Below are 12,193 nucleotides of genomic sequence, written 5' to 3'. Positions count from 1 at the left end.
GACTAGTCCATTTTGAGGACGGACATAAATGCCTCTTGGGGAAGCTGAACTTTCCCGATTGCTTTCATCCGTTTTTTACCCTCTTTTTGTTTGTCGAGGAGTTTGCGTTTACGGGAGATATCCCCGCCGTAACATTTGGCGGTCACATTTTTACCCATCGATTTAACTGTTTCACGAGCGATAACACGGTTTCCAATACTCGCTTGAATCGCTACTTCGAAAAGCTGACGAGGGACAATCTCTTTCATGTTCGTAACCAACGCACGTCCGCGCATATCGGCAGAAGTACGTGGAACGATAACGCTGAGGGCATCGACCACATCCCCTGCAACGCGGACATCGAGTTTGACCAAATCACCTTGACGAAATTCGATAGGATCATAGTCGAAACTCGCGTATCCTTTCGACGTTGATTTGAGTTTATCGTAAAAATCGACGACGATTTCGTTCATTGGCATGACATAGATGAGCATGACACGTGTTTCGTTGAGATACTCCATCTTCTCTTGCATACCCCGCTTGTTGGTCAGCAGAGTGATCACATTCCCCAAATAATCGGTCGGGACGATCACCGTTGCACGAACATACGGCTCTTCGATTTTCTCGATCGTTTGCGGTTCAGGGAGTTCGCTCGGATTTTGAACTTCTACCATCGTTCCATCGGTCTTATAGACTTTATAGATAACCGATGGGGCAGTTGCGATGAGATCGAGATTAAACTCCCGCTCTAGCCGCTCTTTAACGACCTCCATGTGCAGCATTCCCAAAAAGCCGACACGAAACCCAAAGCCTAGAGCAACCGATGTTTCCGGCTCATAACTAAGACTACTGTCATTGAGTTTCAGCTTATCAAGGGCATCACGCACCGCTTCAAACTCATCGGTATCGATAGGATAGAGCCCCGCAAATACAAACGGCTTAGCAGGGGCATATTCACCCACCGGCTCTTTTGTAGGATTTCGCGCATCGGTAATCGTATCGCCGACACGGATAGAGCCAACCTCTTTAACCCCAAGAATAACAATACCGATCTCTCCGGCTTTGATCGCTTGCGTTTTTTGACGACGAAGCGGATGAGGGTACATCAACTCCAACACTTGATGGTTCTCATCATTATGCATCAGTTTAATCATCTGACCCATCTTAATTTCACCATCAAATACGCGTACGAGTGCCATTGCCCCTTGATACGCATCAAACCATGAATCGTAAATGATCGCTTTCGTCGTCGCCGATGGATCACCCGCAGGGGCAGGTATGCGATCGACGATAGCATCAATCAGTGTGCGGATTCCTACACCCGTTTTCGCTGAAATCATGATCGCGTCGGTCGCATCGATCCCGATGGTCGTTTCAATCTCTTCAGCAACACGTTCAGGCTCTGCAGCGGGGAGATCAATTTTGTTAATAACAGGGATGAGAGTGAGATTATTTTCCATCGCCATGTAGACATTGGCAATCGTTTGTGCCTCAACCCCTTGTGCCGCATCAACGATCAGCAATGCACCGTCACTCGATGCGAGGGATTTAGAAACTTCATAGCTAAAGTCAACGTGGCCAGGAGTGTCGATCAGGTTGAGAATATAATGCTCGCCGTCTTTGACGTAATCGAGACGGACGCTTTGCGCTTTGATCGTAATCCCGCGCTCTTGTTCGATGTCCATCGTGTCCATCATTTGTTTTGAGAGTTCACGATCACTTACCGCACCGCACTCTTGGATAATACGGTCAGCCAACGTACTTTTCCCATGGTCGATATGGGCGATAATAGAGAAATTGCGGATATTATTCATTATGAAAACAAACTATTAACGCTCTCGTTGTGATAAACACGACGAATAACTTCGGCAAAAAGCGGAGCTACACTAAGGACTTTAATCTTATCGCTATGTCCACTTAATACAAGGGTGTTAGAAATAACCAATTCATCGAGCTCCCCGTTATTAAGATTCTCATACGCCTTACCGCTCAAAACACCATGTGTTGCACACGCCATAACCGATGTTGCCCCACGATTTTTAAGTGCAGCTGCTGCTTTGACCATTGTTCCTGCCGTATCGACCATATCATCGATCATGATAATATCTTTGCCGGCAACGTCACCGATGATATTCATCACTTCCGATTCGTTCGCTTTTTCACGACGCTTATCGACGATAACCATCTCAAGCCCCAGTTTTTCAGCAAAATAACGGGCACGTGTAACCCCGCCGATATCCGGAGAAGCGATTACCGGATTTGGAAGATTTTTAGAACGAATATACTCTTCAAAAATAATAGCACCATAGAGGTTGTCAACCGGAATATCAAAAAAGCCTTGGATTTGACCTGCGTGTAAATCGATCGTCACGACACGGTCAATCCCCGCTGTTTCAAACATATCGGCAACGAGTTTTGCGGTAATCGGAACGCGAGGTGCCGCTTTACGATCTTGTCTTGCATACCCGAAGTAGGGAACAACCGCCGTGATAGAACTAGCAGATGAACGACGTAATGCATCGGTCATAATCAACAATTCCATCAAATTATCATTGCTTGGAGCACCGGTTGATTGGATGATAAAAACATCGCGTCCACGGACACTTTCAGAGATTTGAACGTTAATCTCTCCGTCACTAAAACGTTTGACTGAAGCTTTGGAAAGGGGAACATCAAGGGTTCGGCACACTTCCGCTGCAAACTCGGTACACGCTGAACCGCTGAAAATTTTATATCCGCGCATTAAAGTTATCCTGTAGGGCTTAAATTATCGCGATTATAGCAAGAGGAGACTTAGGGTGAGATAATGAGAAAGAGGTTGTGTGGCGTATTTCGTTCGTGGTGAGCTTGTCGAACCATGAACTTCACCCTTCGACAAGCTCAGGGCGAACGGACAGATTAGGTTCTGTAATCCGCATTTATTTTCACGTATTCGTGTCCCAAATCGCATCCATAGGCTGTAAATTCACCATCTTGCAGCCCGATGTCGCAATGGATTGTAAAGGCACTTTTTTGCATAACGCTCGCGGCGAGAGGTTCGAGTTTTTCATCGAACAACAGCTCCCCTTTTTTGTACACACAAACCTCATCAAACCAGATACTCAAGAATGCTTCATCACACATGATTCCACTCGCACCTACCGTCGATGCGATACGTCCCCAGTTAGGATCTTGCCCAAAAAGTGCTGTTTTAACGAGGAGCGAATTACTAAGTGATTTTGCCGCGATCTCTGCCTCTTTATGATTGATCGCTCCCGTAACTTTATAGGTTACCAGTTTAGTCGCACCCTCACCGTCGCGCACCATCTCTTTGGCCAAAAAGAGCATGATAGATTCCAATGCTTCTTTAAAAGCTCCCGCATGAAATGCTCCGCTCTCCCCGTTTGCCATTACCAGCACGGTATCATTGGTAGAAGTATCTCCATCGACACTTGCCGCATTAAAGGTAGTATGGACACACTCATCAAGGATATTTTGCATGGTTGCTTTGTCGACAGCCGCATCGGTCGTGATAAAGCAGAGCATCGTCGCCATCGCAGGGTTGATCATACCTGCACCCTTGGCCATCGCACCGATTCGGAATGATTTTCCATCCGACAGAGTCACTTCATACGCGATACGTTTAGCAAACGTATCGGTCGTCATGATCGCTTCAGATGCATTGATCCCTTCACGATGAGAGAGATCAAAGTCTTTCCCCCCCTCTATGATCTTGGCTTTCGGTAGACGTACCCCGATCACTCCGGTTGAACTCATTACCGGATTTTTGATCTGTGGAAATTTGATTTTGAGAGCATCAAGCACGTCATCGATATCATCGATGCCCGCTCGACCCGTCATAGCGTTCGCATTTTTTGCATTGATAAGGACAAAATTTCCCTCAAACTCACCCTGCGCCCGAAAATGACGTATTGGTGCTGCCGTCATTTTATTGGTGGTAAAGACCGAGGCGATAGCACACGGTTTGCAAGAATAGATGAACGCCAAATCTTTGGCACCCTCTTTTTTCAATCCGATGTGAATACCGTCCGCAAAAAAACCATTTGCTGCGCACACACCGCCCTCAATCATGTTCAGTTTATACATATTTGAGCTCCTCCGGCTTCTCTTGTTTTTTAACCAATTGTTTTGTAAATAAAATCCCTTTTTGGGTTCCGATGACGAGTAATTTAGACTCACTCAGCACCAAAGTATCCCCTTTAGGCATTGGAACGAGTTTTCCGTCTTTTTTGGTAATCCCAATCACCGATACGTTGGCAATATCGCGTAAATGGGTCTCTTTGAGTTTTTTGAGTACCATCCAACTCGTTTTAGGAACATATATCTCTTCCATATCGAGCGGTGTATCGCTTTTATATAAAAACTGTTCTAACAGATTTTCCATATCAGGACGCGCCGCCATGGCAGTAATTCGTTGTGCCGTCAGTTTGGTCGGGGAAACCACCGTATCGGCACCCAACTTTTTAAGCTTATCAATGTCATTAACATCCTCAGCTGCACTGATAACATAATACGCACTCGGGATACGGTGCTCTTTTTCAAACAACCGTACCGAAGCGATCAGTGCAATATTATCCGCCATTGAATTCGATAAGGTTACGAGACCTTTGGCTGAACTCATGTGCGCTTTGAGCATTGCCTCTTCCGTGTGAGGTTCCGCTTGAATGTAATAAGGATATTTATTTTTTTTTGCAAGCTCTTCGATATCATCTCTCGGATCAATCACCACAAACGGTATGTGATTCGCGCGCAACTGTTTCGTTACCTGAATAGTATATTCATTATGGTAACAGATAACAAAATGTTTTTTGAGACGGGCAATGCGGTACAACATTTTTCTCTCCTTCAAAATTCGCTTGAGTTCTCCTCGATTGATCACATCAACGATAATCCCTAACGAAAGGGTAAAAACAGCAAATCCAAAAATAATCAACGTAATGGTAAACAGTTTGCCTAGAGGGGAAAACTCCCCCTCTCCCAAGGACCCGAATCCAACCGTTGTAAACGTATAGCCGGTCTGAAACAATGCATTAATGAGGGTATGCCCTTCGATGTACATATAACCAAGGGTTCCAAAAATCATGCATAACTGGATAAGAATAAGGGGGGTTCGAAATGGGAGAAACTGAGCATAAAGCTCAGCATTCAAAGTGATGTCAGGCTTGGGAGAAGGCTCCCAGTTTAGAAATTTCTGTATCTTTCGGAGAAGATTCAACACAGACCCTTTAGGGGATGTTTACGAATCTTTTTTCAACGTGCGAAGTTCAGATGCAGCGATTCGAAGTTTTTTGGTAGTACCGTCTTCAAGCGTTACGCGAACAGTACGAAGGTTTGGTAAAAAACGACGCTTAGTTCTATTTTTCGCGTGAGAAACATTGTTTCCGCTCATTGGGCCTTTACCGCTAATAGCACATTTTCTTGCCATTTTGAGGCTCCTTGCGTAAATTTTAGTTGCGAATTTTATCTTATACAACCCAAAGATTACCTTAAGCAACGAGTTGAGCACTTTAAAGGCACCTTTAATCTATACGCCATTACAATTAGTTCTACTTAACATTCAGAAAGATGAACCGTGGTTACACCTGAGCAAATTACCCATTACATTCTCAACATCCCACCTGCACCCACTGTTGTTCGAGAAACCCTGCAATTCGTTCGCCAAGGGGACTTGGTCAAAGCCGCCAAATGTGCCGAAGAAGATCCTGCACTCAAGCTCTACCTTAAAACACTTGTAAATCGACCTATTTATGGTTTTCGCAATGAAGTTCATGAGCTCTCCCAAATTTTTGGCATTTTGGGAATATCTACCGCTCAACAGATTTTATACCACTATTTATTAACTCTCCTCGTCCCAAAAGAGTGGCAGCTTTTTACCCTCAATAATCATACTTTTTATGACTTACAAGCCTCTCTTAGTCGTAAATGGGAAAAAATACTTCGTCATCTGAATCTTCTCGATCACGACACTGAAAGTGCCATAACCCTTTTGCCTGCAAGTATCATCGTCTGCGACGCTCTTTTTGGGGGATGCAAAATCGAAGTGGCCCAACTGCGAAGTGTCAAAGCATTGGATTACAATACGATCCTCTATCGACTCAGTAAATACACTCTCTTTGATATTTGCACATTAATCGCCGAAAAATGGGAGATGTCGCCAAAAATAGGTCATATTGTCTATGCATCCTCAGGTTCATCCCAAAGCGCCGAGGGGGATGAATTGATACTAGCCAAATGGATGCATCTTTTACTCTTTTATGAATTAAGCCAAAGTCCTTACGTTAGTGCCGGACTTAATGAGTTTATCGATTTTCAGATCGAATTTGTCGAAGACATTTACGAATCTTTTATGCAGGTAATGGAGTATCATGAGAGCAACTGTTAAAGGGAGAGTCGCTGTTTTTCATCCCCAAGGCTTTTTAGATGGGAACAACGCTCCCTCTTTTCTGACGATGGATGATATTAAAGCGACCGAATCACTCAATGTCGATATGTTGCTGGTCTCACTCAAAAAAGTGATATTTTTTAATAAAAATGGACTTGATGTTTTTATCAAACTCCTCATTTCCATCCGTAATCAAAAACATATTGCTATCGGATTGTGCGATTACGATCATAAAAAATTTACCACCATCAGTGCTTTTTATGGAAATACCCTTAACTTTTCCCTCTTTCTTACCGAAAAGATTGCTGAACTGTTTGCACCAAGCAATAAAAATGACTCAAAAACCGTTCTTCTGTTTAACGAAGACCCCTCTCAACGCTCCGCCATGGCGATTGAGCTATTTGATTATGGCCACAATCCGGTCATCGCCCAAAGCAAAAAAGAGTTTGATGAGAAAAAACAAAACCCTGATATCTATTATGCCATCATCGAAGACACCTATCTAGGGCTGTTCGGACAAAAAATCGCCACCCGTGTGACCGGTAATGCAATCATCTATACGGTTGCGAACTTTCTCGACGCAGAAATAGGGAATACCTTTAACATTGCCTACCACAATAACTCCCTCAATGTAGGCTTCCGTCTCTTTATTTTTGATGCCTATAAAGTGGTATCGATGAATGTTCATGCTCTGAACTTTTTCACCAAACTCGCCTCCTCAGCCGCTGAATACAATGCCTCCATCTGTTTTGTCGGACTCACTTTTGAAAAAACACCGCAAAGTTTTAAAAACGATCTTGAAGATGCAGGGATGATGTTTTTTGAAAACATGGATGATATCTTGAAAAATAAAGAGCTTCTCCAAGAATTAGGGGGAAGCGCCGCAGTTGCATCCAAAAATGTCCGTTCCTTAAATAAAGCACTCGTTAATGAGCTGCCCCACTTTATCGACGCGACCGTTTCGACCATCGCGATGATGACCAATGCTCAAGCCAGTAAAGAATCGATGAATGTTCAAACACTGGACATCCCAAACAGTGCAAACCAATACGCCAGTTCGATCGGATTTTACGGGGATGTGGATGGGATGATCATCCTTGTTTTCCCAAAAGAGATTGCAAAAAAAGCGTGCGAACTCCTAATCGGTGAAGCAACCGAAGAGGAAGAGGCAATTTTGGACTCATTGGCCGAATTTGTCAACATCATCGGGGGACGGGCGAAAGCCCTTTTGGGAGAAAAAAAGCACCATGTCGATATCACCCTTCCCCGAACGTATAGTGATGTTGCATCTTTAATGGAGATGGCACAAAACAAAAAAGGGGTGCAGGTGAACCTTAGCTTTGAGGGGAGTAACTTTATATTCTTTTTAACTCGATAGCTTCGGATGAAAGAGCACACCATCACTCAATCCGACTTTATTTTTTAGGCAACACCAACAAAATTAAATTTGCGTGTTGACATGTGCATCCCAAATGGGATATAATCGACTTAAAAAGGAGACGTTATGTCAAAAATGCAAACAACCATACGGCTCGAAGAAGACGATTATAAACAAGCACGTGAAATACTGGAGTTTGTCGGTATGAGCTATGCGCAAGCGATCAATATGTTTAACCGTATGGTCGTTCTCAATCACGGACTCCCTTTTGATGCGAAAATCCCCAACAAAAAAACGATTGCAGCAATGAAGGAAGCCAAAGAACTCAAAGGTGAGTTTATAACGCTGGGGGATCTTGAGAGAGAAAATGCAGCTGTTTCGCACTAAGACGTTTCTAAAAGAGTATGCCAAAATCAAAATATCGGATGCACAGTACGCTAAGTATTTGAAGTTTTTAGCCATGCTTTTAGAAGAGCATCCTCTTCCACCAGAAGCGAAAGATCACCCCCTCATCGGTGATTATGAGGATTTTCGTGAGTTTCATATTTCGGGTGATCTATTGATCATTTATTGCATCGAAGATGACATTTTGAAGTTAACTCGTATCGGGTCACATTCACAGTTATTTAACTAAGAAACTTCTTCTATCCTTCATCAGAAGTGAGAAAAGTTATCTACAAACCTTTTTCGCTAAAATAACGAAAATATTATTCAAGGTGTCTCCTATGCTCGTAGCTCCAAGTGTCCTCTCTGCCGATTTCGGTAATTTAGCGCGTGATGTTCGTGCCATTTGTGATGCAGGGTGCGACTTGGTGCATGTCGATGTTATGGATGGCCACTTCGTCCCCAATCTCACCATCGGGCCCGTCGTCGTCAGTGCGATAGCTCAGGCGGCAACCAAACCACTCGATATCCATTTGATGGTCCAAAACAACACCTTTTTCGTCGATCTGTTCGCTCCGCTCAAACCCGAATATATCACTTTTCATATCGAAGAGGAGAAACACCCTCACCGCCTTGTACAGCATATCCGTTCACTTGGTATCAAACCGGGGGTCGTACTCAATCCGCATACGCCTGCCGAAGCGGTAGAATATCTCCTCGGGGATGTTGATATGGTTTTGGTGATGTCAGTCAATCCTGGATTCGGCGGGCAAAAGTTTATCCCAACCGTCATTGAAAAAATACAACGCCTAAAAGCGCTCCGTGATCGAATCAACCCTGCATGTCTGATCGAAATCGACGGAGGGGTCGGCAGTAAAAATATCCATGATCTGAAAAATGCCGGAGTGGATGTCTGTGTTGCCGGAAGCTATGTATTTGCTCATGAGGACTATAAAGCCGCTATCGAAAGTCTCAAAGTCTAACATGCGAGTCAAGATTTGCGGTATCACCAATTATGAGGATGCGATTCAGGCAATTGATTCCGGTGCTGATGCACTCGGATTTGTTTTTTATCCTGAATCCCCCCGCTATATTTCCCCAAAAGATGCCAAAGCAATCATCGAAAAACTCCCTCCCTTTATCGAAAAAGTTGCCCTTTTCGTCAATGAATCTCCAGAAACCATCCACTCTGTATGTTTAGAGACAAGATGTACCCTCGCACAAATCCATTTTGATGTAAGTGATGAGTTTTTTACTCAGATCCATTTCCCCTCACTACGTGTTATCCGTGCCCAAAAACGAGATGATATTTTAGAGTACTCAGAGGAATACCGTCTGATCGATGCGTACTGTGAAGCCTATGGGGGAAGCGGAAAACGACTCAATCTCGAATGGTTCAATGGGGTTGATTGCTCTAAAATCATCCTTGCCGGCGGTCTTGATACGGATAACGTGGCTGACGTTCGCTCGTATGGCTTCTATGGCGTGGACGTCAGCAGCGGTGTTGAAGCCTCAAAGGGCAAAAAAGATCACAATCGTGTCCGCTCATTTATCCACAAGGCTAAAATGTGAGCATTTTCAATCCTAAAATATTATCACGCCTCTCTAAAAACGGTATTCCTAAAAAAGAGTTTGAAGAGAGTTTAGGAGATGAGCGTGAATTTACCCTAGAACTTTTAAAAGCACAAGGGATGAACCTAACGCTGAATAATGATCTCTACCTCTTTGAGAGCGCCCTAAAAAGTGTTGATGATACCCTTTTTTGTATTGTTGATGTTGAGTCCAACGGCTCAAAACCCACACGGGACCAAGTAATTGAAATCGGTGCCGTTAAACTCCAAAATGGTCACATCATCGATACCTACGAAAGCTTGGTCTATTGCAACGATATCTCTACGCAAATCCAAGAGATCACCGGAATAAGTGTAGAACAAACCTTAAAAGCTCCGGCGCTTGGAAAAGTGATGCGTGAGTTTCGTCTCTTTTTAGGGGATGCTATCTTTGTTGGACATGATGCAAAATTTGATTATAATTTTGTCTCTGCAATGATGGAACGCATTGGTTTACAAAAACTTCTCAACCGTTCGTTATGCACTATTGATTTGGCTGAGAGAACCATCGAATCTGAGCGTTATGGATTAAAGTATCTCAATGAACAGTTAGAACTTTACAAAGAAGCAACGCACCACAGAGCACTCTCTGATGCAATGACAACCACAAAGCTCCTAAAGAGAACATTGGCCCTTATACCACATACTATTCATAACACAGAAGAATTGATTTCATTTTCAAAAGAAGCAAAACGGTTAAAAAGACCAAAAGTAAAAAAAGAAGAGAAGGTGGTAGAATAAGGTAGATCCTTATTCTGAATATCGACCCATACCGACGAGACGGTTGTAGCGTTTATCGAGACGTTCTGTATTGCTAAGTTTACGCAGATCATTCACTTGTGACATAAAATAGGTTTTGAGCGCGTTAACCGCTCCCTCTTTATCACGATGCGCACCAATAAGAGGCTCGTCAATGATATCATCGATCAAATCAAGTTCTTTCAGATCAGCTGAAGTAATTTTAAGCGCTTTGGTTGCTGCTTCCACTTTGGTCGGATCGTTCCACAAAATTGCCGAACACCCCTCTGGAGAGATAACACTAAATACCGAGTAGCGCATCATGGCAAGACGATCGGCTACACCGATTGCGAGTGCACCGCCGCTTCCCCCTTCGCCAATAACAACCGATACGGTAATAGTATTGAGGTTAGAAAGTTCTAACAGATTACGGGCAATCGCTTCACTTTGGTTACGTTCTTCTGCTCCAAGACCCGGATAGGCACCCGGAGTGTCGATCAGCATCAAAAGGGGAATGTTAAACTTCTCCGCCATTTTTGCCACGCGGAGTGCTTTTCGGTACCCTTCCGGATGCGGCATACCAAAATTTCGTTTGAGCTTATTTTTGGTTCCGCGCCCTTTTTGCTCACCGATTACCATAACACGCTCATCACCGATGTAACCAAGATAACAGATAATTGAAAGATCATCACGAAAATGACGATCCCCGTGAATCTCATATTTTTTATCTAAAAGGAGATTGATGTAATCGAGTGCGTAAGGGCGATCTTGATGACGCGCAAGCTGAAGCTCTTGATAAGGGGAGAGATTGGCATAGGTTTTTTGAACCTCTTTGTCCAAATCCTGCTTCAGGATCTCTACTGCATGGTGATCATAACGCACTTCGGCCGCAATGATCTCCTCTTGGATTTGACGAATATTTTGTTCAAAATCTAAATAGGTAGCCAATGGCTTGCCCTCTTATATTTTTTTGAAAATAACGACACCATTAGTGCCGCCAAATCCAAATGAGTTAGACATAACGATATTAAGTTCTGCTTTACGTGCTACGTTTGGAACGATATCCAAATCACAATTTTCATCCGGATTCACATAGTTGATCGTCGGCGGAATGATACCATCGCGCATCGCCATGATACTGACAACCGCTTCGATACCGCCCGCTGCTCCGAGGCAGTGGCCCGTTTGCCCTTTGGTTGAACTTACAGGTGGACAGTTCTCTTTGGAACCGAATGCGATTTTAAGAGCCGCAGTCTCATTTTTGTCATTTGTCGGAGTGCTGGTTCCATGTGCATTAACGTAATCTACTTTTGGATTACCTGCCATGTTAAGCGCTGCTTTCATCGCTCTTAGAGGACCTTCAAGGCTTGGGGTTGTAATATGGTTCGCATCACCGCTCTCACCGAAACCGATTAGTTCAGCATAAATACGTGCTCCGCGTGCCACTGCTGCATCATACTCTTCGAGTACTAACGCAGCTGCACCCTCACCCATTACAAAGCCATCACGCTCAGCATCAAAAGGGCGTGACGCATGTTTCGGATCATCATTACGGGTAGAAAGAGCCTTCATTGATGCAAAACCACCGATACCGACACCGGTAATTGCAGATTCTGCAGCAACGACGAGCATTTGATCCGCACCGCCGATCATAATCGTTTTTGCCGCTTCACTAATCGCATGAGTACCCGCCGCACACGCCGTTACCGCTGAGAGGTTCGG

14 protein-coding genes are annotated in these 12,193 nt (G+C 44.0%); 7 read left to right on the top strand and 7 right to left on the bottom strand.

Translation table 11 applies throughout. From position 1 onward, the window contains the following. Positions 1–2: 2 nt before the first annotated feature. From lepA to rpmB, 5 genes are all read right to left on the bottom strand, one after another. The gene (gene lepA, locus PHR02_RS05975; RefSeq protein WP_299990195.1) at positions 3–1,793 is read right to left on the bottom strand and encodes a translation elongation factor 4; all 1,791 of its coding nucleotides are present in this window, start codon (positions 1,791–1,793) and stop codon (positions 3–5) included. After that, on the bottom strand, positions 1,793–2,722 hold the full coding sequence (locus PHR02_RS05970) for a ribose-phosphate pyrophosphokinase (RefSeq protein ID WP_299990193.1): 930 nt from the start codon (positions 2,720–2,722) through the stop codon (positions 1,793–1,795). Before PHR02_RS05970 ends, lepA begins: the two co-directional genes overlap by 1 nt. A gap of 155 nt (positions 2,723–2,877) precedes the next feature. Next, complete coding sequence (argJ, locus tag PHR02_RS05965; RefSeq protein ID WP_299990192.1) at positions 2,878–4,065, bottom strand: bifunctional glutamate N-acetyltransferase/amino-acid acetyltransferase ArgJ; 1,188 nt, start codon at positions 4,063–4,065, stop codon at positions 2,878–2,880. Beyond that, complete coding sequence (locus PHR02_RS05960; protein ID WP_299990191.1) at positions 4,058–5,194, bottom strand: potassium channel protein; 1,137 nt, start codon at positions 5,192–5,194, stop codon at positions 4,058–4,060. Before PHR02_RS05960 ends, argJ begins: the two co-directional genes overlap by 8 nt. 21 nt (positions 5,195–5,215) lie before the next feature. Further along, positions 5,216–5,404 carry a 50S ribosomal protein L28 gene (gene rpmB / locus PHR02_RS05955; RefSeq protein WP_015652778.1) on the bottom strand — a complete coding sequence of 63 codons (189 nt, stop codon included), beginning with the start codon at positions 5,402–5,404 and terminating at the stop codon, positions 5,216–5,218. Positions 5,405–5,551: 147 nt separating this feature from the next. On the opposite strand from rpmB, the gene PHR02_RS05950 reads away from it, so the two are divergent. The 7 genes from PHR02_RS05950 to PHR02_RS05920 all read left to right on the top strand — a co-directional run bounded on the left by PHR02_RS05950 (position 5,552) and on the right by PHR02_RS05920 (position 10,474). Further along, on the top strand, positions 5,552–6,361 hold the full coding sequence (locus PHR02_RS05950; protein ID WP_299990190.1) for an HDOD domain-containing protein: 810 nt from the start codon (positions 5,552–5,554) through the stop codon (positions 6,359–6,361). Beyond that, complete coding sequence (locus PHR02_RS05945; protein ID WP_299990188.1) at positions 6,345–7,739, top strand: chemotaxis protein CheX; 1,395 nt, start codon at positions 6,345–6,347, stop codon at positions 7,737–7,739. Before PHR02_RS05950 ends, PHR02_RS05945 begins: the two co-directional genes overlap by 17 nt. 126 nt (positions 7,740–7,865) lie before the next feature. Next, on the top strand, positions 7,866–8,126 hold the full coding sequence (locus tag PHR02_RS05940; RefSeq protein WP_299990186.1) for a type II toxin-antitoxin system RelB/DinJ family antitoxin: 261 nt from the start codon (positions 7,866–7,868) through the stop codon (positions 8,124–8,126). Further along, positions 8,107–8,373: a type II toxin-antitoxin system YafQ family toxin gene (locus tag PHR02_RS05935; RefSeq protein ID WP_299990184.1), complete on the top strand. Its 267-nt coding sequence runs from the start codon at positions 8,107–8,109 to the stop codon at positions 8,371–8,373. The genes PHR02_RS05940 and PHR02_RS05935 overlap by 20 nt, the downstream gene beginning before the upstream one ends. 91 nt (positions 8,374–8,464) lie before the next feature. Beyond that, positions 8,465–9,106 carry a ribulose-phosphate 3-epimerase gene (gene rpe, locus PHR02_RS05930; RefSeq protein ID WP_299990183.1) on the top strand — a complete coding sequence of 214 codons (642 nt, stop codon included), beginning with the start codon at positions 8,465–8,467 and terminating at the stop codon, positions 9,104–9,106. 1 nt (position 9,107) lies between these two features. Continuing rightward, positions 9,108–9,695, top strand: a complete 588-nt coding sequence (locus PHR02_RS05925) for a phosphoribosylanthranilate isomerase (protein ID WP_299990181.1) — start codon at positions 9,108–9,110, stop codon at positions 9,693–9,695. Continuing rightward, positions 9,692–10,474 carry a 3'-5' exonuclease gene (locus PHR02_RS05920; protein WP_299990179.1) on the top strand — a complete coding sequence of 261 codons (783 nt, stop codon included), beginning with the start codon at positions 9,692–9,694 and terminating at the stop codon, positions 10,472–10,474. Before PHR02_RS05925 ends, PHR02_RS05920 begins: the two co-directional genes overlap by 4 nt. Before the next feature lie 9 nt (positions 10,475–10,483). Here PHR02_RS05920 and accA read toward each other — a convergent pair whose 3' ends face one another. Together accA and PHR02_RS05910 are read right to left on the bottom strand one after the other, a co-directional pair. Next, a complete protein-coding gene (accA, locus tag PHR02_RS05915; protein ID WP_299990177.1) occupies positions 10,484–11,419 on the bottom strand; it encodes an acetyl-CoA carboxylase carboxyl transferase subunit alpha in 936 nt (311 codons plus the stop codon). A 12-nt stretch (positions 11,420–11,431) separates the two neighbouring features. Continuing rightward, a partial coding sequence (locus tag PHR02_RS05910) for a beta-ketoacyl synthase N-terminal-like domain-containing protein (protein ID WP_299990169.1) occupies positions 11,432–12,193 on the bottom strand: 762 nt, incomplete at its 5' end.

Origin of the sequence: Sulfuricurvum sp. (assembly GCF_028688295.1) — a bacterium.
Classification (GTDB): Bacteria; Campylobacterota; Campylobacteria; order Campylobacterales; family Sulfurimonadaceae; genus Sulfuricurvum.
Note: the sequence above shows the minus strand (reverse complement) of the source record. Positions and strands in the feature narration are given on the sequence as shown.